Annotated in this window: 21 protein-coding genes; 11 read left to right on the plus strand and 10 right to left on the minus strand. The window is 69.3% G+C overall.

The features are described from left to right. The first annotated feature begins 41 nt into the window (after positions 1 to 41). Positions 42 to 368, plus strand: coding sequence for a ferredoxin (gene fdxA / locus AB0E69_RS22330; RefSeq protein WP_131285641.1), 327 nt, complete (start codon positions 42 to 44; stop codon positions 366 to 368). A gap of 96 nt (positions 369 to 464) precedes the next feature. On the opposite strand, the gene AB0E69_RS22335 is transcribed toward fdxA, so the two are convergent. The 3 genes from AB0E69_RS22335 to dapD all read right to left on the minus strand — a co-directional run bounded on the left by AB0E69_RS22335 (position 465) and on the right by dapD (position 3,049). Further along, a complete protein-coding gene (locus AB0E69_RS22335) occupies positions 465 to 983 on the minus strand; it encodes a hypothetical protein (protein WP_360149014.1) in 519 nt (172 codons plus the stop codon). Positions 984 to 1,026: 43 nt separating this feature from the next. Next, complete coding sequence (locus AB0E69_RS22340; protein WP_360149017.1) at positions 1,027 to 2,004, minus strand: hypothetical protein; 978 nt, start codon at positions 2,002 to 2,004, stop codon at positions 1,027 to 1,029. 106 nt (positions 2,005 to 2,110) lie between these two features. Continuing rightward, positions 2,111 to 3,049 (minus strand): 2,3,4,5-tetrahydropyridine-2,6-dicarboxylate N-succinyltransferase, encoded by a 939-nt coding sequence (gene dapD / locus AB0E69_RS22345; RefSeq protein ID WP_360149020.1) that lies wholly within the window; start codon positions 3,047 to 3,049, stop codon positions 2,111 to 2,113. Positions 3,050 to 3,122: 73 nt separating this feature from the next. Here dapD and AB0E69_RS22350 point away from each other — a divergent pair, with 73 nt between their 5' ends. From AB0E69_RS22350 to AB0E69_RS22360, 3 genes are all read left to right on the plus strand, one after another. Continuing rightward, positions 3,123 to 3,950, plus strand: a complete 828-nt coding sequence (locus tag AB0E69_RS22350; protein WP_360149023.1) for a phosphotransferase — start codon at positions 3,123 to 3,125, stop codon at positions 3,948 to 3,950. Continuing rightward, entirely contained in the window at positions 3,947 to 4,906 is a 960-nt protein-coding gene (locus AB0E69_RS22355) for an NAD-dependent dehydratase (protein ID WP_360149026.1), read from the plus strand. Before AB0E69_RS22350 ends, AB0E69_RS22355 begins: the two co-directional genes overlap by 4 nt. 82 nt (positions 4,907 to 4,988) lie before the next feature. Further along, entirely contained in the window at positions 4,989 to 5,330 is a 342-nt protein-coding gene (locus tag AB0E69_RS22360) for a hypothetical protein (RefSeq protein WP_360149029.1), read from the plus strand. 314 nt (positions 5,331 to 5,644) lie between these two features. On the opposite strand, the gene AB0E69_RS22365 is transcribed toward AB0E69_RS22360, so the two are convergent. The 3 genes from AB0E69_RS22365 to AB0E69_RS22375 all read right to left on the minus strand — a co-directional run bounded on the left by AB0E69_RS22365 (position 5,645) and on the right by AB0E69_RS22375 (position 8,319). Then, positions 5,645 to 6,643, minus strand: coding sequence for a LacI family DNA-binding transcriptional regulator (locus tag AB0E69_RS22365; protein WP_360149032.1), 999 nt, complete (start codon positions 6,641 to 6,643; stop codon positions 5,645 to 5,647). A 69-nt stretch (positions 6,644 to 6,712) separates the two neighbouring features. After that, on the minus strand, positions 6,713 to 7,660 hold the full coding sequence (locus tag AB0E69_RS22370) for a ribokinase (RefSeq protein ID WP_360149035.1): 948 nt from the start codon (positions 7,658 to 7,660) through the stop codon (positions 6,713 to 6,715). Further along, positions 7,657 to 8,319, minus strand: coding sequence for an SIS domain-containing protein (locus AB0E69_RS22375; RefSeq protein ID WP_360149038.1), 663 nt, complete (start codon positions 8,317 to 8,319; stop codon positions 7,657 to 7,659). Before AB0E69_RS22375 ends, AB0E69_RS22370 begins: the two co-directional genes overlap by 4 nt. Positions 8,320 to 8,564: 245 nt before the next feature. Here AB0E69_RS22375 and AB0E69_RS22380 point away from each other — a divergent pair, with 245 nt between their 5' ends. Next, positions 8,565 to 10,610 (plus strand): DUF4185 domain-containing protein, encoded by a 2,046-nt coding sequence (locus AB0E69_RS22380; protein ID WP_360149040.1) that lies wholly within the window; start codon positions 8,565 to 8,567, stop codon positions 10,608 to 10,610. Here AB0E69_RS22380 and AB0E69_RS22385 read toward each other — a convergent pair. Beyond that, the gene (locus AB0E69_RS22385) at positions 10,607 to 11,275 is read right to left on the minus strand and encodes a maleylpyruvate isomerase family mycothiol-dependent enzyme (RefSeq protein WP_360149043.1); all 669 of its coding nucleotides are present in this window, start codon (positions 11,273 to 11,275) and stop codon (positions 10,607 to 10,609) included. The genes AB0E69_RS22380 and AB0E69_RS22385 overlap by 4 nt on opposite strands. Continuing rightward, positions 11,266 to 11,919: a pyridoxal 5'-phosphate synthase gene (locus AB0E69_RS22390; protein WP_360149046.1), complete on the minus strand. Its 654-nt coding sequence runs from the start codon at positions 11,917 to 11,919 to the stop codon at positions 11,266 to 11,268. Before AB0E69_RS22390 ends, AB0E69_RS22385 begins: the two co-directional genes overlap by 10 nt. Before the next feature lie 44 nt (positions 11,920 to 11,963). Between AB0E69_RS22390 and AB0E69_RS22395 the strand changes: the two genes are divergently transcribed. The 6 genes from AB0E69_RS22395 to AB0E69_RS22420 are packed head-to-tail and all read left to right on the plus strand — an operon-like array spanning position 11,964 to position 16,688. Then, positions 11,964 to 12,650, plus strand: coding sequence for a VOC family protein (locus AB0E69_RS22395; protein WP_360149049.1), 687 nt, complete (start codon positions 11,964 to 11,966; stop codon positions 12,648 to 12,650). A 1-nt stretch (position 12,651) separates the two neighbouring features. Beyond that, positions 12,652 to 13,710: a succinyl-diaminopimelate desuccinylase gene (gene dapE, locus AB0E69_RS22400; protein WP_360149052.1), complete on the plus strand. Its 1,059-nt coding sequence runs from the start codon at positions 12,652 to 12,654 to the stop codon at positions 13,708 to 13,710. Positions 13,711 to 13,747: 37 nt separating this feature from the next. After that, positions 13,748 to 14,617: a TIGR00730 family Rossman fold protein gene (locus AB0E69_RS22405; protein WP_360149055.1), complete on the plus strand. Its 870-nt coding sequence runs from the start codon at positions 13,748 to 13,750 to the stop codon at positions 14,615 to 14,617. A 54-nt stretch (positions 14,618 to 14,671) separates the two neighbouring features. Next, positions 14,672 to 15,664: a DivIVA domain-containing protein gene (locus tag AB0E69_RS22410; RefSeq protein ID WP_360150083.1), complete on the plus strand. Its 993-nt coding sequence runs from the start codon at positions 14,672 to 14,674 to the stop codon at positions 15,662 to 15,664. Beyond that, positions 15,664 to 16,131, plus strand: a complete 468-nt coding sequence (locus AB0E69_RS22415; RefSeq protein ID WP_360149058.1) for an SRPBCC family protein — start codon at positions 15,664 to 15,666, stop codon at positions 16,129 to 16,131. The genes AB0E69_RS22410 and AB0E69_RS22415 overlap by 1 nt, the downstream gene beginning before the upstream one ends. Then, positions 16,128 to 16,688, plus strand: coding sequence for a DNA-3-methyladenine glycosylase I (locus tag AB0E69_RS22420; protein ID WP_360149061.1), 561 nt, complete (start codon positions 16,128 to 16,130; stop codon positions 16,686 to 16,688). Before AB0E69_RS22415 ends, AB0E69_RS22420 begins: the two co-directional genes overlap by 4 nt. Before the next feature lie 340 nt (positions 16,689 to 17,028). Here AB0E69_RS22420 and AB0E69_RS22425 read toward each other — a convergent pair whose 3' ends face one another. Both AB0E69_RS22425 and AB0E69_RS22430 read right to left on the minus strand, forming a co-directional pair. Continuing rightward, on the minus strand, positions 17,029 to 17,820 hold the full coding sequence (locus tag AB0E69_RS22425; RefSeq protein WP_360149064.1) for an enoyl-CoA hydratase-related protein: 792 nt from the start codon (positions 17,818 to 17,820) through the stop codon (positions 17,029 to 17,031). 43 nt (positions 17,821 to 17,863) lie between these two features. Continuing rightward, positions 17,864 to 18,682, minus strand: coding sequence for a PaaX family transcriptional regulator C-terminal domain-containing protein (locus AB0E69_RS22430; RefSeq protein ID WP_360149067.1), 819 nt, complete (start codon positions 18,680 to 18,682; stop codon positions 17,864 to 17,866). Positions 18,683 to 18,686 lie beyond the last annotated feature (4 nt).

An 18,686-nucleotide genomic window follows, 5' to 3' on the forward strand; every position in this document is an offset into this window, starting at 1 on the left:
CGTGATCAGCGCTGCGCGTGCCTGCCATAGGAGGAGTAGCAGTGACCTACGTCATCGCGCAGCCGTGTGTTGACCTGAAGGACCTCGCCTGCGTCGAGGAGTGCCCCGTCGACTGCATCTACGAGGGCAACCGGATGCTGTACATCCACCCGGACGAGTGCGTCGACTGCGGAGCGTGCGAGCCGGTCTGCCCGGTGGAGGCGATCTACTACGAGGACGACACCCCGGAGCAGTGGAAGGACTACTACACCGCGAACGTCGACTTCTTCAACGACCTCGGTTCGCCGGGCGGCGCGTCCAAGATGGGCAAGATCGACAAGGACCACCCGTTCATCGCCGCCCTGCCCCCGCAGGAGCACGACGAGTAAAAGAAGAAAGCAGTGGGCGGGGGCGCCGCGCCGCCCCGGCAGGAGCACGACCTGGTTCGGTGAAGTGGGGCCCCCGGTGCGGGTGCCCCACTTTCGCTATCCCTGCTTGATCTTGTACTCCATCTTCGCCTTGACCTCGGCCTTGGCGAGAGCCTTCTCGTTGGCGAGTTTGAAGCCGATGCCGGCCAGGATCGACCCCGGGATCGCCCAGGCGGCAACCGTGATGAGCGTCCTGACCAGGACAGGGCCGCCCGAAGTACCGCCTTCGGTCCACAGCCCGGACGCGGCATGCATCCCGGTGTCCAGCCCGACACCGAGCAGCAGGTACCCGGCGATGATCAGCAACCGGCCGAACCGGTCCCGCGCGCCGCGCTTGCGCGCCCCGCGCCAGAAGTACCGGCCGATCGTGAACACGATGATGCCCCAGAACGCCGTCGCCATCCCGTCGACGATGCCCAGCGGCGGCCCGTCACCGTGCAGCGGGTCGAACGCCTGCATGACCCCGACCGCCGCGACGAGGCCGTAGATGGTCAGGCCGAGGCCCGCCACGATCAACACCACACCGACCAGGTTGAACAATACGTTCGGCCGGTGGTCTACCCCCAGATCTGTCATGTACCCAGCGTGATGGCAAACCTTCAGACAGTCTTCAGTGCCACTACTGGTCTACGACGTCCACGTGCACGTGGTCGAGATGACGCAGAATCGCGGGATCCCCGGACCGCTCGGGCGGCGTGTAGTCCCGCCAGCCGCTGTCGGACCGGCCGCCAGCCGTCCAGATCTTGTCACTGAAGATCACCGTCTGGATGTTGAGCAGCTTCGCCCGGGCCACAAGGTACTGCGCCAGCGCCCAGCCCTTCGCCGTGTTCGTGGTCGAGATCGGCCGGACGAACACATCCACCGCCCGTCCGTCGTAGTGCGCCGACCCGGCCATGTGCCCGGTCGTCACGCCTTCCGGCGCGTACCCACCCGTCGACAGCTTGCCGAAGGTCCGCAGCAGGTCCTTCCGTACCGCCTCCGCGCGCGGGGTCAGCCCGTTCGCCCCGGCCGCCTCCTGCTTGAGCTCCGCCGTACGGACCGTGCAACTGAAGACGCTCTTCGACTGCCCGGTCAGCGCCGATGCGAGCACCCGGGCGTCCGCCTCGTGGTCGGCGTACGCGGTGGGGAACGCGCTGCGCTGGACCTTGTCGGCCGCGACAGTGATCGCGAGCTTCTGGTAGTTCTTCACCTTGACCAGCGCGTCGTAGAACTTGCCGGTCGCGTAGTACGGGTCCCGGACCTGCTGCGCCGTACCCCAGCCCTGGGACGGTCGCTGCTGGAACAGCCCGAGCGAGTCGCGGTCGCCGTGCGCGAGGTTGCGCAGGTCCGACTCCTGGTACGCCGTCGCGAGCGCGATCGTCGCCGCGCGCGGCGGCAGCCCACGCCGTACGGCGATGCCTGCGATGAGCGCCGCCGACTCGGCCTGCTCGAAGTCCAGGACCACGGTCTGCTCGCCGACCGTCGCCTGGCACTGCTCCGGCGGCGGCAGGATCGTGCCGAGGTTCTTGCCGCCGATCCACGCGATGCCGACGCCGACGGCCAGCGCGAGCACGCCGATGCCGCTCAGGGCGACCACGGCACCACGGTTCATCGGCATACCGCTCCCAACGTGCGGGGGCGGGTGACAGGTTCCAATTCGCAGGTCACGAACTGGTCGACGTTTGCGGCCTCGCGTTGGTTGGCGAAGTCATACTTTCGGACGGTCAGGCGTTGGCGTGTAGCGCCTCGTTCAGCGTGATGCCCTGGCCCTGGCGGGGGCGGGCCTCGACCGCGCCGGAGACGGAGTTGCGGAGGAAGAGCAGGCCGGGCTGGCCAGAGAGCTCGCGGGCCTTCACCACGCGGCCGTCCGGGAGGGTGACCTTGGTGCCGGCGGTGACGTAGAGGCCGGCCTCGACCACGCAGTCGTCGCCGAGCGAGATGCCGGTGCCGCCGTTGGCGCCGAGCAGGCAGCGCTTGCCGATCGAGATCACCTGCGTGCCGCCGCCGGACAGTGTGCCCATGATCGAGGCACCCGCGCCGATGTCGCTGCCGTCGTCGACCACGACCCCGGCGACGATCCGGCCCTCGACCATCGACGTACCGAGCGTGCCGGCGTTGAAGTTGACGAAGCCCTCGTGCATGACCGTGGTCCCGGACGCCAGGTGCGCGCCGAGCCGGACCCGGTCCGCGTCGCCGATCCGGACCCCGCTGGGGACGACGTAGTCCGTCATCCGGGGGAACTTGTCGACGCTGGTCACCGACAGGTGCTGGCCGGCCGCGCGGGCGCGGAGGCGGACGTGCTCGATCTCGTCGACCGGGACCGGGCCGAGCGAGGTCCAGACGTTGTTCGGCAGCGCACCGAAGATGCCGTCCAGGTTCAGACCGTGCGGCTGGACCAGGCGGTGGGAGAGGAGGTGCAGGCGCAGGTACGCGTCCGCAGTACCGGCCGGTGCGTCCTCCAGCACGATCTCGGTCGCCATGACCTCACGCCGTACCTGCCGGAGGTCGTCGTTGCCCTCCGCGGCGATCAGCTCCGCCGGCGCCTTCGCGTCGTCCGGCTTCGACCCCAGCGCGGGAGCCGGGTACCAGGCGTCGAGGACGGTCCCGTCGGCGGTCACGGTGGCGAGGGCGAAGCCCCAGGCGTGGGTGGCGTTGTCGGTCATGGCCCAAGCCTGCCAGACCGCGGCCCCCTCTTATTCAGCGGCGTTCGGATGGTGGGTGTGGTCTACTCGTGCGATGCTTCCCGCCTGGCTGCCTCACGACGCGGTACGGCGGGCAGTGGGGGCGCCGGCGCTGGACGAGGTACACGGGGAGCTGCTGCGGCAGTGGGGGTCGTCTGAGGTGTGGCGGCTGTCCTATGGGCTACGCAGTGTGGTCGTGAAGCGGGCGACAGACGCGCAGTCCGAGGAGGCGTCGGCGTACTCGCGGTGGGTGGTTCCGCTGGAGCTGCCGGCACCTGCGGTCTTCTATGCGTCTTCTGGGGTGCTGGTGCTGGAGGATGTCGGGCGGGTGACGCTGGAGCAGGAGCCGACGGCTGGTGGGTTCTTGGCGGCGGCGTCGCTGCTGGCGGAGATTCATGGGCGCGCGGTGGACGGGGTGTCCGGCTTCCCGCCGGAGCGGGCGAAGGAGCTGGCGGCTCGGGGCGGGGTCGCCGTGGACGTGACGCTGCTGTCGGAGGCGCTCGCCGTACTGCACCAGCAGGCGCCGCTGCACGTCGTCCACGGCGACTTCGTACCGAAGAACCTGGTCAGCGACGGCAGCCGCTGGACGGTGGTCGACTGGCCGCTCGCGTACCTCGCGCCACACCTGAGCGACCTGTATACGCTCGTGCGCGATGCCGTTGCCCTTGGCCACGACCGCGGTCCGATCGTCGCGCGGTACGTCGAGGCGGCAGGGGCTGATCCGTTCCTGGTGGACCGGCAGGTGCTGGTGGGCGGGGCGTGCTTCTGCCTGCTGGCGCTGACGTTTGTGGTGGAGGAGGGTCGCCGTACCATCCCTGGGTCCGGCGACTGGATCGCACCGCTGACGGCTGAGCTCGCGGACCTGGTGGAGCAGCTGTCGTGAAGCTCCTGGTCCTCGGCGGCACGAAGAACCTGGGCCGCCATGTAGTCGAGGCCGCCCTGGCCTATGGCCACGACATAACCCTCTTCAACCGAGGCCTGACCAACCCCGACCTGTTCCCCGGGGTACGCCGCCTCGTCGGCGACCGCGCCGACCCGTCGGTGCTCGGGATGGGCGCCCGCTCCGCCCCGTCCGCGCTGGCGTCGGGCAACCGCGCCGACCCCTCGGTGCTCGGGGCGGGTGAGTGGGACGGTGTGATCGACATGTCCGGCTTCCTCGTCCGCGACGTACGCCTCAGCGCCGCCGCCCTCCGCGACCGCTGCGGCCACTACACGTACATGTCCTCCATCGCCGTCTACGCCAGCAAGACCACCCCTGGCATGACCGAGTCCGCCCCACTCCGCCCGTGGCCCACTGGAGCACCCGAGGACCACTTCACGATGGACCTCTACGGCCCGAGCAAGGTCCGCAACGAGGCCCTCCTCAGCACCACCTTCGGTCCACGCGCATCATCCATCCGCTCCGGCTTCGTCATCGGCCCGTACAACCCGGACTTCAGCAACTGGGGCTGGGCCCTCGCCCACAACCAACCGCTCGAGTCCGCTGCCCGCCCCAGCCAACCCGTCCAGTACATCGACGCCCGAGACCTGGCCGCCTTCCTCCTCCACGTCACGGTCGAGCACATCCCCGGCCCCTTCAACGCCGTAGGCCCCACCTACACAATCGCCGACCTCGCCACCATCTGGCGCTCCACCGTCCCCAACCCACCCCCGATCAACTGGACCCCACCCGAAGACCGCCTCCATCTTCCCCAAGACGGCTCCAACGACGGCGCCTTCCAACTGAACAACTCCCACGCCCTCACCGCCGGCCTCCACCTCCACCCACCCACCCAAACCGCCCACGACTACGTAACCTGGATCCGCACCGGCAACACCCCACCCCCACCCCCACACTGACGGGAATTCCCAGCGGGGAAGCCGCTGCACTGGGTTGAGCACGTCAAACGGTTTCCGCGCCGGCAGTTCGTGAGGACGCAGCTTGGCCGTAGTACCCGGCACCGTGCTGAACGTCGTGCTGGTGGAGAAGGCGGCAGTGAACCAGTGTGCTCTGGAGATCGAGGACCAGGTTGCCTTCTACAACTTTGTCGCTGGGCGGGTACTTCAGCAGATTCTGCGCACAGCGGACGAGTGGCCCGGAGGTCGACGGGAGGTCGTCGTCGCCTTCGGTCACGTGCGTGGATTCCGCCACGAAGAAACGTCGGCGTGGTTCGAGAAGACTGGTGTGAAAGCCATCGCCGCCGTGCCGGACCGGTCGCCGCAGACGTTGGCCGAGCACTCGCCAATCCACCCGCACCGGATGCGTGCGCTCAACGCCGAGTGAGTTCGCGTCGGTGGAGTTGCTGGCGCGTGTTGAGTTGCCGGTGGGTGGTGCTCGCGCCCCGCCGGAGGCGGCAATAGAACTGTCGCCGCGAAGCGGTGTCCTTTCAATGGTCCCGTCGCGGTGGACCGGTTGCGGCAGACGTTGGCCGAGCACCCGCCAATCCACCCGCACCGGACGCGTGCGCTCAACGCCGAGCGAGTTCGTGTCCGTGCAGTTGCTGGCGCGTGTTGAGTTGCTCGTGGGTGGTGCTCGCGCCCCGCCGGAGGCGGCAATAGAACTGTCGCCGCGAAGCGGTGTCCTTTGCGGGGGACTTGCTACTTCTTGGGGGCTGAGGTGGCGCGGATGTGGAGTTCGGTGCGGAGGGTGACGGTGGAGGGTGGGCGGCCGGGGGCGGCGGTGCGGTCCTTCAGGAGGAGGGCGGCGGTTCGGCCCAGTTCGTAGGTGGGTTGGGCGACGGTGGTGAGGCTGGGGATGACCAGGTCGGCCCAGGGGATGTCGTCGAAGCCGACGACGGCGATGTCGTCGGGGGCGCGGAGGCCCTTCTTGGCCAGGCATTCCAGGGCGCCGACGGTCATCAGGTTGTTGGTGGCAAACAACGCCTCGGGTGGCTCGGTTAGCTCGAGCAGGCTTTCCATCGCGGCGTACCCGCCGGCCTCGCGGAAGTCGGCGTGCCGGACCAGGTCCTTGTCGTACCGGAGGCCGCCGGCCCGCAACGCCGACCGGTACCCGGCCAGCCGGTCCATCGCGGTCGACACCTTCCGCGGACCGGCGATGCAGGCGATCCGCTGGTACCGGCCGTCGATCAGATGTTTGACGCCCTCGAACGCGCCGTGCTCGTTGTCGACCAGGACAGTGTCGGCCTCGACGCCCTCGACCCGGCGGTCGATCATCACCATCGGGATCTTCGCGTCGGCGAGCAGCTGCACGCCCTCGGCCGTCGACGTCGGCGAGATCACCACGCCCGCCATCTGGTCGGTCAGTACGGCGGACGCGTACGCCGCCTCCTTCGCCGGATCCTCGTCCGAGTTGCAGAGGACGACGTGGTACCCCTCGGTCTGCGCGACGTCCTCGAGCCCGCGGACCAGCGAGGTGAAGAACGGGTTCTCGATGTCCGAGATGACCACGGCCCACAGGTTCGTCGACGACTTTCGCAGGTTACGTGCGACGCCGTTAGGCCGGTACCCGAGCTCCGCGACCGCGGCCCGGACCTTCTCGGACAGCTCCGGGTCGACGTTCCGGCGGCCGCTCAGCACCCGCGACACCGTCGCCGGCGACACACCCGACCTACGCGCAACGTCGTAGATCGTCGTCATACCCGCTCCCGGCTCGAGATCCGTTGGTCGTCTGGACCGCACTCTAACCCCGATCCAGACCCAAGGATGTCATGGAGATCGCAAACCGACGCCATCCAACAGGGCCAGCGCGGAGGTCCGGTCCGGTGCCGAGTCGGCGGCGCCGTTGACCGTGGTCGAGAGGGCGCCGGCTGCGTTCGCCAGGCGTACGCCGTCCACGAGCGAGGCGCCGGCGGCCAAGGACGCGGCGAGGGAGCCGCAGAAGGCGTCGCCGGCGCCGACGGTGTCCACGGTGGCGACCCGGTGCGCCTCGATGCGTTCCTCGAAACCGTTCGTCCGGTCGAGGACGTAGGCGCCGCGGGAGCCGAGCGTGACCACGCACCCGCGCAGGTCCCAGTCCTCGGCGAGCTTGCGGGCGATCATCGGGACCTGCGCCTCGTCGTCGCAGTCCAGCCCGGTCAGCGCCGCCGCCTCGACCTCGTTCGGCACCAGGATGTCGACGTACGACGCCAATCCCGGATCCACCGTCCCCACCGGCGCCGGCGTCAGGATCGTGGTGACTCCCGCGGTCGAGGCGAGCCGCAGAGCGGTGTGGCTCGCTTCGACCGGGAGCTCCAGCTGGACGCTCAGCACCTTGCTCGTGGTCAGAACGCCGGCCGCCGCCTCGACATCGGCCGCCGTGATCGCCGCGTTCGCACGGGACACGATGATGATCGAGTTCCCGCCGTCCGGCAGCACCAGCGGCAACCCCACGCCCGTGCCCAGCGACGGATGCCGGACCACCCACGACGTGTCCACCCCGTTCGACCCCAGCAGCTCCAGGAACTCCTCGCCGTACCGGTCCGCGCCGATCGTGCCGACGATCGCCGTCCGCGCACCCATCCGCGCCGCCGCGACGGCCTGGTTCACGCCCTTCCCGCCCAGGAACTCCGCGAACCCGGTCCCGTGCAACGTCTCACCCGGCAACGGCCGCCGCTCCGCCGACGCCACCAGGTCCTTCATAAAGGACCCGAGCACACACACGTCCACCCCGCTCATGCCTGCCCCTCCAGCAGACGCTTGCCCAAGGCACCGGACGGGTGAAACCGGGCGAAATCGCGATGACTGAACTCCCGCAGTACCACCAGCGCACACGCCAGCGCATCACCCATCGCCAGCGACGCCGTCGTCGACGCGGTCGGCGCCAGGTTCAACGGATCCGCCTCGCGCAGCACCATCGTGTCCAGCGTGTACGTCGCCAACCCCGCCAGTGTCGACTCCTCCCGGCCCGTCATCGCGATCACCGGAATCTCCCGCTCCCGCAACATCCGCGCGAACTCGACCACCTCGACCGTCTCACCCGACGCCGACAACGCCAGCACGATGTCCCGCGACGTCACCGCCCCCGAGTCCCCGTGCAACGCGTCGCCGGAATGGATGAACGTCGCCGGCGTCCCCGTACTCGCCAGCGTCGCCGCGATCTTCCGCCCCACCAGACCCGACTTCCCCAGACCGGTCACCACCAGATGACCCTCGCACCGGGCCACCGCGACCAGCACGTCCAAGAACACCCCGTCCAACCGGTCGGCCAGCGCCGACACGGCGGCCGCCTCGGTCTCGATCGCGACCCGCGCCGCTTGCAGTCCTCGTGCCACCAGGTCCCTGGACAGCTCGTCGGCCGTGCGGTGGGCGTCCGCACGGTTCGGCACAACTGGCATCCCGGCGCCTCTCGTTCAGAAATCGATGGCCTCAGAAATCGATTTCCGAAGATTAGGCGTCGGATTCCACTGGTGTCAATGTTTGCACCGAGGTCGAAAACCTTGTCCCCAGGGCGAATCCGGTCAGCTTGACCACTTTGTCATCACCTTCACCCTTGACCGTTCAGGGCGCCGATCGTAGATTGCGAGAAATCGATTGCCCCTCCTCGTCCCGATACACACCGACCTCGAGTGAAAGGCGGCTCATGAAGCACGGGGCTCTGCTCGCTGTCCTGCCGCTCGCGTTCGGTACGGCGACTCTGTTGACGCACTCCGACGCACCCCCGGCCGCCTCGACCACTCCGGTCGGCACCACGAATCCGGTCGGCACCACCCAGGTGGAGTCGAAGGGCATGCCCAGCAAGAGCGACGGCGACCTCTGGCCGTCCTGCTGGGCGGGCAACGACAAGCTGTACGCCGCCAACGGCGACGGCAAGGGCTTCAGCATCGACGGAGACTTCGCCGACATCGCGGTCAGCGAGATCACCGGTACGCCGGGGAATTTGTCAGGGGCAACTATCTCCAAGGGCGACCAGGTCGGGTCCGTCTGGAGCGGCGCCGGGTACAACCGGAAGCCGACCGGGATGGTGTGCGTCGGAGACACGCTGTACCTCGCGGTGCAGGACCTCGCGCTCGACTTCAACGATGTACCGGCTGCGACGATCCTGAAGTCGACGGACCACGGGCGGACGTGGACGTGGGACAAGAAGAAGCCGATGTTCTCCGACCACGTGTTCACGACGATCTGGTTCGCGGACTTCGGCAAGGGTGGCGCGCTGGCTCCCGACGGGTATGTCTACGCCTACGGGCTGGACGGGAACTGGCGGGACTCGTTCGACGACACGGTCGCGGATCCGCAGAGCGTGTTCCTGGCGCGGGTGCCGAAGGGCAAGGTGCAGGATCGCGGGGCGTGGAAGTTCTACACCGGGTCGGGATGGTCGGCCCGAGTGCAGGACCGGAAGCCGGTGCTGACGGACACGCGGCGGCTGTACGCGCAGACGTACGGCGCGAACGCGTCGAACCTGAGCGTGATCAGCCAGGGCGGGGTGACGTACCTGGCGCAGCAGAAGCGGTACGTGTACACGTCGTGGACGGAGTACACCTTCGAGTTCTACGAGTCGCCGACGCCGTGGGGCCCGTGGAAGCACTTCCTGTCGAAGGACTTCGGTGGGTATCCGTGGTCGACGTCGAAGTACGGCGGGTACGGCGTGACGATCCCGTCCAAGTTCGTGCAGCCGGACGGCAGGACGATGTACCTCCAGGCGAACGTGTGTCCGTGCGGTGGCGGCGGGATCGGTACGTCGGTGTACAACTTCAACCTGCGCAAGCTCGTGATCACGCCGTCTGTTTCTTCGCCTGCGGCCAACCTGCCCGGTGCGGACAACCTGGCCGCGTCCCCGGACGCGGTGGCGATCTCCAAGTCGACGCAGTCCGGCAGTCTGGCGCTGATGAACGACGGTGCGTTGACCGGCAGCGAGTCGGACTTCGACGACGAGGTGAAGGGCGCGTCGTGGTGGGGCTACGAGTGGCCGGCCCGGCACAAGGTCAACAACGTGTCGTTCACGTCCGGTGCCGTGTCGGTCGAGGGCGGTTACTTCACGGGTCGTCCGCGGGTGCAGGTCAAGCGGGACGGCGCGTGGGTGGAGGTCGGCGCGCAGACGGTGTCACCGGCGTACCCAGGTGACGCCACGGCCGGTGCCAACAAGACCTACACGATCACCTTCCCCACGCAGGAGACCGACGGCGTCCGCGTCATCGGTCTGCCGGGCGGCACCCGCTCGTACACGACCGTCTCCGAGCTGGCCGTCTGGTACGTCTCCCAGCTGGCCGACAGCGGTTTCGAAGGCACCGGCAGCGGCAAGCCGGCGTGGCAGTTCGAAGGCACCGCAGCCCACGGCGTGGACCGCAACCTCGGCTTCGCCCACTCCGGCGCCAACAACGCCTGGATCCGCTGTACCTGCACAGGAACCAGCAATCTCTACCAAACCGTCCCCGTCACGCCGGGTGCGACGCTCACCTTCGGAGCCTGGATCAACGCCTCCGCGAACCTCCCCGCCGACGCGGGCCACTTCGGAGTCCGCAACGGCACCACAGACCTGGCCAACAAGACGTTCGGCGCAGGCACCGGTTACGTCCACCACGAGCTAACCGTGAAGGTCCCAGCCAACGCCCACGAGCTAACGGTCTACGCCGGCTTCAACGCCCCCAACCTCGACACCTGGATCCAGCTAGACGACTTCACGGTCAGCTAGGGCCAGGGGAGTAGGTCGGGCACGGGGTCGCCTGTGATGGGGCCCGGGGCCTGTCGGCCGGCGTACCAGGCGGTTAGGTCTGTTAGGGCGCCGACGAGCCGTATCTCCTCGCCTGTGCCGTTCTCCCACGTGACGGTGGGGGACTGGAGGATCAGGTGGGTGTTGTCGGGGGTGCGGGGGCGGAGGAAATCGAGTAGGTGGGTGCAGAAGTCCTCTGACCAGCTAGCGGCGGTGACGCCCAGGTCGAGGTCGGTGGTGTGGATGGTCAGCTCGCGCCAGGTCGCTTGCAGGCCCGCGGACAGGTTGCTGTTGCGGTGGAGGATGGGGAGCGGCCAGTCGGTGGGGCTCACCTTGTCCCAAGACGTCAGCAGCGCGGTGACGGCTTGGGTCAGGTGGGACTTGAGGTCCGCGGCCGACCGGTCGGCGCCAGCTTCGATCGCAGCGTCACGAGCCGGGCGGCCGCCGTCGTACACCTCGACCAGCCGGCCCTGGAGCGCCTCCTCGACCTGGCGCGTCATTGCCTCGGAGAAGTTGGCGATGTGGGTGATGACGTGACCACGGCTCCACCCCGGCAGCCCGGAGTCCGCCCGCGCAGCAGCGTCGTCGACGTCAGCGACCAGCGTGAGCAGCCGGTCCGCCGCTGAGTGCACATCCGTTACGGCCACAGGCGCTCCTTGGTCCAGCGGTTGTCGTTCAGGCGGTACTGCAGTCGCAGGTGGCGGCGGTCCGGGTCGGACTGCCAGAACTCCACCTCGTCGGCCCGCAAGGTGTACAGGGTCCAGTTGGGCGCCACCAAACCAGGCTCGGCCGTGATCCGCTCCGCCTGCTCCTTGACCACCGCATCGATCTCCGCAGGGTCTTCCAGTACTGCGCTCTGCCGCCCGGCGAGCGCCTCCGCCCGAGCCGGCACCGGGCGCAGCAGGAAGTCGCGCGCCGACTCCTCCGGGTCCGCTACCTCCACCGACCCCACCACGCGCACCTGCCGACCCAGCGGGATCCAGTAGAACGTCAGAGCGGCGTACGGCGACTCCGCCAGCTCCTGGCCCTTCCGGCTGGTTGACGACGATGCGAACTGCCACCCGTCGTCTGTCACGTCCTTGATGATCAGCACCCGCCCGCTCGGCCGCCCGTCCGCGCGGATAGTGGACAGCGTCGCCGCACACGGCTCCGCGATCTGCTGGTCGACCGCGGCCAGCAACCACTCGACGAACAGCTCGTGCGGCCGGTCCGGAGCCCGGTCCGGGTCCCACGTCGGCGGGGTCCCGGTGAGCGTCGGCACCGCACGCAGCCGGGTTCGCAGGTCGGTCACAGGACTGAACCCTAGGCGACGGGCCGGGCCGATAGCCTGCGGTGATGGCGATCGTTCGTTTCAAGGACCTGTGTGTGGACGTCACGAACCCCAACGTGATGACCGCGTTCTGGGGGCAGGTGCTCGGGCTGACCAGCCCGGCGGACCACCCGGACGTCCTGGTCGGCGACGTCCCGGAGAAGACCATCTGGCTCAACAAGGTCCCGGAGCCTAAGACAGTCAAGCAGCGGGTGCACTTGGACCTCATCACCGGAGACATCGCCGACCTGGTGGCGGCTGGTGCGACCGTGCAGGTCCCGGAGACAGCCGACCAGCATTGGACCGTGCTGACAGACCCGGAGGGCGGCGAGCTGTGCGGTTTCGTCCGCGAGACCGTCCCGGCGTACCGGCTGATGGAGCTGGTCGTCGACTCGGCCGAGCCGGAGCAGCAGGCGCGCTGGTGGGCCGGACTGCTCGGTGTAGAGCCCAGGAGCCGAGAGGGCGCGCCGTACCACTGGCTGGAGGATGTCCCCGGGCTTCCGTTCAAGTACTGGGTGTTCAACCCGGTCCCGGAGCCCAAGACGGTCAAGAACCGGATCCACTGGGACGTCACCGCACCCGCCTTGCAGCCGGTCCTCGACGCAGGTGCGACACTGCTGCGGCCCAAGGGCGACGAGATCGGCTGGTACGTCTGCGCCGACCCGGAGGGCAACGAGTTCTGCGTGTTCCTGCCCCCGACCAAGGAAGCCTGACATGGACCTCACTGTTCCCGGCCCCGACCTGTGCGAGGCGCTGGTCAACATGTCCTCGGTCAGCGGCACCGAAGAACCGCTGGCGGACCAGCTCGAGGCGGCGCTGGCGCAGTACCCGCACCTGAAGGTGTTCCGGCACGGCAACACCGTCGTCGCGCGCACCGACCTCGGCCGCGCCGAGCGGGTCGTGCTGGCGGGCCACATCGACACCGTCCCGCTCAACGACAACCTGCCCGCGCGCCGGGCCGACGGCCTGATCCACGGCCTCGGCGCGTGCGACATGAAGGGTGGGCTCGCGGTCGGCCTCCGGCTCGCGGCCACCCTGGCTGAGCCGAACCGCGACGTCACCTACGTGTTCTACGACTGCGAAGAGGTCGAGGCGGAGCGGAACGGCCTGTTCAAGCTGACCCACTCCAACCCCGAGCTGCTCGACGGCGTGTTCGCGGTCGTCATGGAGCCGTCCAACGGGGTCGTCGAGGCCGGCTGCCAGGGCACGATGCGGATCGAGGTCACCACCCACGGCGAGCGCGCGCACTCGGCCCGCTCGTGGATGGGCCGTAACGCGATCCACGCCGCGGGCGGGATCCTCGACCGGCTGTCGGCGTATCAGCCGCGCCGGGTGCCGATCGACGGCCTGGAGTACCGGGAGGGGCTGAACGCGGTCGGGATCAGCGGTGGCGTCGCGGGGAACGTCGTACCGGATCTGTGCACGGTGACGATCAACTACCGGTTCGCGCCGAGCCGGTCCGAGGCCGAGGCCGAGGCGCACCTGCGGGAGGTGTTCGAGGGGTACGACGTGGTCGTGACGGACTCGGCGCCCGGCGGGCTGCCCGGGCTGGAGCGGCCCGCCGCGGCGGCATTCCTGCAGGTCGTGGGCGGGGAGCCGAAGCCGAAGTTCGGCTGGACGGATGTGGCGCGGTTCACGCTGCTCGGCGTACCCGCGGTGAACTACGGGCCCGGTGACCCGCTCTACGCGCACAAGCAGGACGAGTTCGTGCCCGAGGCGGAGATCGAGCAGTGTGAACAGCGGCTGAGGAGTTGGTTGACGACGCCCGTGTGAACCCGGGTGGGCGGCCCTGAGCCAATACTCTGGAGGCATGTCAGAACCATCGATCCACCCCGACCGTCCGGTCGGCCAGCAGCAGCGCGGGCCGGTCGTGATGCGGCGCAACCAGGTGCAGCAGTCCACCTCCGAGCAGCGGCTGCTGGACAGCCGCGGGCCGTCGGACTGGGTGCACACCGACCCGTGGCGGGTGCTGCGGATCCAGTCGGAGTTCATCGAGGGCTTCGGCATGCTGGCCGAGCTCGGCGCCGCGATCAGCGTGTTCGGGTCGGCCCGGACCAAGCCGGACGACCCGATGTACGCCGCCGCCGAGGAGTTCGGCCGGAAGCTGGTCCGGGCCGGGTACGCCGTGATCACCGGGGGCGGCCCGGGCGTGATGGAGGCGGCGAACAAGGGCGCCTCCGAGGAAGGCGGGATCTCGGTCGGGCTCGGGATCGAGCTGCCGTTCGAGAACGGGCTGAACGAGTGGGTCGACATCGGGATGAACTTCCGGTACTTCTTCACCCGCAAGACCATGTTCGTCAAGTACGCGCAGGGGTTCGTGGTGATGCCCGGCGGGTTTGGCACGCTGGACGAGCTGTTCGAGGCGCTCACGCTGGCCCAGACGCGGAAGGTCACGTCGTTCCCGGTCGTCCTGTTCGGTACGTCGTACTGGGGTGGCCTGGTCGACTGGCTGCGGACCACGATGCTCGAGGACGGCAAGATCTCGGCCGCCGACCTGGACATGTTCGTGGTCACCGACGACGTGGACGAGGCGATCAGCTACATCATGAAGGCTGGCGAGGTAGCCGATGCCGCCGCCGAGGAGGCGGCCGCCGCGGCGGCGCGCGAGCTGGCGGACGCGGACAACCCGGAGGCGAAGGCGCGGCGTGAGGCGCACCGGCTGGGTTCCGACGGGAGCTGAAACCGCGGGCAACTGTGCGGATGACTGGTGCGGCATGGCACGATCGGTCCCGTGATGTGGTTCTTCGGGCTGATCGTGGTCGTACTGATCGGGGCTGTCGCTGTGGTCGCCTCGGGTCGTTGGGGTGCCATGAGTACGGCGTACGACGACCGGCCCGACATGACCGTCCCGGCGCGGCAGGCGCTGACCTCGGACGACATCGAGTCGACCCGGTTCGCGGTCGGCGTGCGCGGCTACCGGATGGACGAGGTCGACACGCTGCTCGAGCGGGTCGCCCGCGAGGTGGCCGAGCGCGACCGGCGGATCGCTGACCTCGAGCGGGCCGTCGCGCCGATCGTCGAGACGCCGGACGGGGTCGGGTTCAGCTCCCGCCGCCCGTTCGAGCCGTCCGACTTCGACGACACCGGCGCCCAGCAGCCGATCCTCGTCGGCGGCGACTTCCCCCGCCCGGCTCCGGAGCCGGACGCGGACGACGCCGGGCCCGCAGCGACCCAGCCGCCGCTCGCCGAGCCGGCAGGAGCCGCTGAGCCCGCCGGGGCCGCCGAGGCCGCCGAGGCCGCTTCCGGGTCGCCCGCAGTCGCCGAGCCGCCGGAAGCCGCCGAGCCGCCCGCCGCCGAGCCCGCTGCCGAGCCCGCTGCCGCTGAACCGGTCGCGGCCGCACCTGCGCCGGCGGAGGACGACGAGCACGACACGAAGGAACTGCCCCGACCAAGCCACGCCGCAGCCGACGAGTACGAACGCCTGCAAGCCGAAGCCCGCGCCCTCCTCGAAGCCCAGTCCCAGCCCACAGCGCCTCGCCGCGCCCCGGCAGAGCCCTCACACGGACCTGCTGAGGCCGAGTCCCAGCCTGGTCCCGAGCAGCCTGCTGCACCCGAGGCGAAGTCTGGTGGAGTGCCTGCGCCTACACCGCACTGGGTGCTGCCGGATGCGGCGCCGCAGCAGGTGACGAAGGAGACGGAGCAGAGCGGTGAAGGCGAGCAGGAGGGGTGGCAGTTCTGGCCGCCGGCGGGGGAGCAGGGTGAGGGTGCCTACCAGCGGCCGAAGTAATGGCTGAGGCGGGGAGCTGCCACGCCGAGGCGTCCATCGAGCTCAGACTCGACCCACTGGACGCCTGGGACGTCGTCGTGGACTGGGACCGCCAGTCGCGGTGGATGCTGTTCACCCGCGTCTGGGCGACCGAGAACGGCGGCGTCGGCATCGACGGTGGCGTCGCGGCCCGAACTTCTGTCGGTGGCATCGGGTTCACTGACGACATGGTCATCACACACTGGGATCCACCGCGCGAGTGCACGGTGAAACATCTCGGCAAGGTCGTCCGGGGCACCGGCACCTTCGCGGTCGAGCCGGTGCCGCTCGACGGCGGCCAGGCGTCCGGGAGCCGGTTCACCTGGTCCGAGGACGTCGTACCGCCGCTCGGAGCGCTCGGCCGGGCCGGATGGCCGATCGTGCGGCCGGCGTTCGAGACGATGATGCGGATCTCGCTGCGGCGACTCGCCCGGGAGGTCGGGGCGTGACCGTGATCGGGCCGGACGGGCAGCCGCGGTGCGGCTGGGCCACGTCGGCGCCGGAGTACGTCGAGTACCACGACACCGAGTGGGGCAAGGAGATCCGGAACGACGTCGGCCTGTTCGAGCGGATGACGCTCGAGGGGTTCCAGTCCGGGCTGTCCTGGATCACGATCCTGCGCAAGCGGGAGAACTTCCGCGCCGCCTTCGCGCACTTCGACCCCGAGACCATCGCGAAGTACGGCGAGAGCGACTTCGACCGGTTGATGGCCGACCCCGGGATCGTCCGCAACCGGCTCAAGGTGAACGCGACGATCAACAACGCCCGGGCGCTGCTGGAGCTGGCCGAAGGCGAGTTCACCGAGCTGCTCTGGTCGTTCCGCCCGGACCAGCACAAGGCCCCGAAGACGCCGGCCGACGTACCCGCCACCACGCCTGAGTCGGTGGCCATGTCGAAGGCTCTGAAGAAGAAGGGTTTTGTGTTCGTCGGACCTACCACCGCCTATGCGCTGATGCAGGCGACCGGCATTGTGAACGACCATCTGTCGACGTGCGTCGCTCGCTGACCTACGGCTGGATCGGTGCAGAGAAGAGCAGAAAAAGGGTGCGGATCGGGCCGTCCAGCCCGGCAATCTCGTGCACGTGCATTTGGGCTGTGCATCTGCAAAAAGTTCTTTTGCCCCAGGCAAAACACAAACGGCTGAACGAGTTGTGCTCCGGGCACTGAACGTGATGAGGTGTTCTCCGGGCTCCCCGTCTGTCAGGTGGTTGTCCGGCCGTGACTCGCCCGGCCGGAACGCGGCCGGGGAGCCCACCAAACGTCGCCGCACAGACGGCGCAGGCCGGACCGGAACCCCGGTCCGGCCTGCTGCACGTCACCTGTACGTTGCCTGAGGCATCAATTGTTCATCGGCCGTTGAAGGTCGGTTTTTCCTTGGCGACAAAGGACGCGACCGCGTGATGATGATCCTCGGTCGCGCCGGTCAGCTGCATCTTCCCGGCCTCGAACGCGAGTGACTCGGCCAGCGTGTGCGTCGCCGAGAATCCGAGCGACTGACGCACTGCGCCATACGCGACGGTCGGCCCCTGGGCGAGCTTGCCGGCGAGCTCGGCCACCGCCGTCGAGAGGTCGGCGGCCGGGACCACGGAGGACGCCAGGCCCACCTCGAGCGCCTCCGCCGCGGGGATCGTCCGGGGGAAGTACAACAGCTCGAGCGCCTTGGCATGACCGATCAGCCGGGGCAGCGTCCAGGAGATTCCGGTATCACAGGAGAGCGCGATCCCGGTGAACGCCAGGTTGAATCCGGCCGCGTCCGCAACCACCCGGAAATCGCACGCGAACGCCATCGACGCGCCGGCGCCGGCTGCGACCCCGTTGACCGCGGCGATGACCGGTTTGGGCATTTCCGCGAGGGCCAGCGCGATCGGTGCGTAGTGGTCCGGGACGGTGCTCCAGAGCGCGTCCTGGTCGTTCGCGTCGAGCAGTCCGATGTGCTCCTTGAGGTCCTGTCCGACGCAGAACGCCCGGCCGGTTCCGGTGAGTACGACGACCCGCGCGGCCGGGTCCTCGGCGGCCGCCTGGAGCGTGTCGCGGAGGAGGACCTTGGTGGCGGTGTCGAGCGAGTTCATCGCCTCCGGGCGGTTCAGCGTGACGGTGCCTACCCCGTCGGCGACGGCGTATTCGACAGAGTCACTCATCGTGGTCAGCTCCTTGACAGTCGGTGAGAATTCGGGCGGCGGATCAGTGTTGCGTCAGGCAGTTGTCGACGAAACGCCCGGCCGCGGGGCTCAGTCGCTCGGCATGGAAATCGAAGAACGCGGCGGCCCTGGTGCCGGCCCAGTCGTCGGGCAGCAGCTCGTCCGGTAGCCCCGGATCCCGGAACAGGAACTTGCGCCACTCGTGCACCAGCTCGGACCGCACCGCGAACGACTGCTCGTCGTCCGCGTCGTCCCCGGCACCGTCCACCAGCGCCTTCGCCTCGATCAGCCAGGCGTCGTACGACGCGCCGAGCTCGTCCAACCGCCAGACCCGCCGGGCGAACTCGCCGGCGCCCTCGTCGACGGGTGCGCGGAAGCGGTCCGCGGCGATGCCCTCGACCCCGAGAATCTGGTCCACCTCGGCGTCGTTGCGGAGCCCCACCCAGGCGCCGTCGGAGAGCGGAGCCCAACCCAGGAAGGCGAGTTGGCTCGCCAGCTGCTCGCGGCGGCGCGCGTTCGGCACCTCCCGGAGGATGCCCAGGTGCCAGTGCCGGTCCCAGTCGCCCGGCCCCTCGGAACCGCTGACGACCGGCGTGCCGTCGGGTGCCGTCCGGTAGATCCGCGCGGCCGCGTCGTCGAGCCGGCGACGCGCCCGGACGGTCAGCGCGTACCCGGGCTGTCCGTCGAGCCGTACCGGCTCCAGCCAGCCCTGCCGGACCATCCGCGAGACCGCCGTCCGGACCGCCGGCGGATGCACGCCCAGCGGCGCGAGCAGCCGGACCAGCGCCGCGACCGGAGCCCGCGCGCCACGCGCGCGCAGGTGGTCGCCGTACAGGTCGAAAAGGGCTGAACGGGCGTGCACAAGA

Origin of the sequence: Kribbella sp. NPDC026611 (assembly GCF_040638345.1) — a bacterium.
In the GTDB taxonomy this organism is placed as follows: domain Bacteria; phylum Actinomycetota; class Actinomycetes; order Propionibacteriales; family Kribbellaceae; genus Kribbella.

Excerpts from the sequence above, each read along its gene's own strand:
- AB0E69_RS22415 (WP_360149058.1), top strand. The coding sequence starts at position 15,664 with ATGGCTGAGGCGGGGAGCTGCCACGCCGAGGCGTCCATCGAGCTCAGA.
- AB0E69_RS22395 (WP_360149049.1), top strand. The coding sequence starts at position 11,964 with ATGGCGATCGTTCGTTTCAAGGACCTGTGTGTGGACGTCACGAACCCC.
- AB0E69_RS22425 (WP_360149064.1), bottom strand. The coding sequence starts at position 17,820 with ATGAGTGACTCTGTCGAATACGCCGTCGCCGACGGGGTAGGCACCGTC.
- AB0E69_RS22365 (WP_360149032.1), bottom strand. The coding sequence starts at position 6,643 with ATGACGACGATCTACGACGTTGCGCGTAGGTCGGGTGTGTCGCCGGCG.
- AB0E69_RS22410 (WP_360150083.1), top strand. The coding sequence starts at position 14,672 with ATGTGGTTCTTCGGGCTGATCGTGGTCGTACTGATCGGGGCTGTCGCT.
- AB0E69_RS22405 (WP_360149055.1), top strand. The coding sequence starts at position 13,748 with ATGTCAGAACCATCGATCCACCCCGACCGTCCGGTCGGCCAGCAGCAG.
- AB0E69_RS22370 (WP_360149035.1), bottom strand. The coding sequence starts at position 7,660 with ATGAGCGGGGTGGACGTGTGTGTGCTCGGGTCCTTTATGAAGGACCTG.
- AB0E69_RS22350 (WP_360149023.1), top strand. The coding sequence starts at position 3,123 with ATGCTTCCCGCCTGGCTGCCTCACGACGCGGTACGGCGGGCAGTGGGG.
- AB0E69_RS22340 (WP_360149017.1), bottom strand. The coding sequence starts at position 2,004 with ATGCCGATGAACCGTGGTGCCGTGGTCGCCCTGAGCGGCATCGGCGTG.
- dapE (WP_360149052.1), top strand. The coding sequence starts at position 12,652 with ATGGACCTCACTGTTCCCGGCCCCGACCTGTGCGAGGCGCTGGTCAAC.
- AB0E69_RS22380 (WP_360149040.1), top strand. The coding sequence starts at position 8,565 with ATGAAGCACGGGGCTCTGCTCGCTGTCCTGCCGCTCGCGTTCGGTACG.
- dapD (WP_360149020.1), bottom strand. The coding sequence starts at position 3,049 with ATGACCGACAACGCCACCCACGCCTGGGGCTTCGCCCTCGCCACCGTG.
- AB0E69_RS22335 (WP_360149014.1), bottom strand. The coding sequence starts at position 983 with ATGACAGATCTGGGGGTAGACCACCGGCCGAACGTATTGTTCAACCTG.
- AB0E69_RS22375 (WP_360149038.1), bottom strand. The coding sequence starts at position 8,319 with ATGCCAGTTGTGCCGAACCGTGCGGACGCCCACCGCACGGCCGACGAG.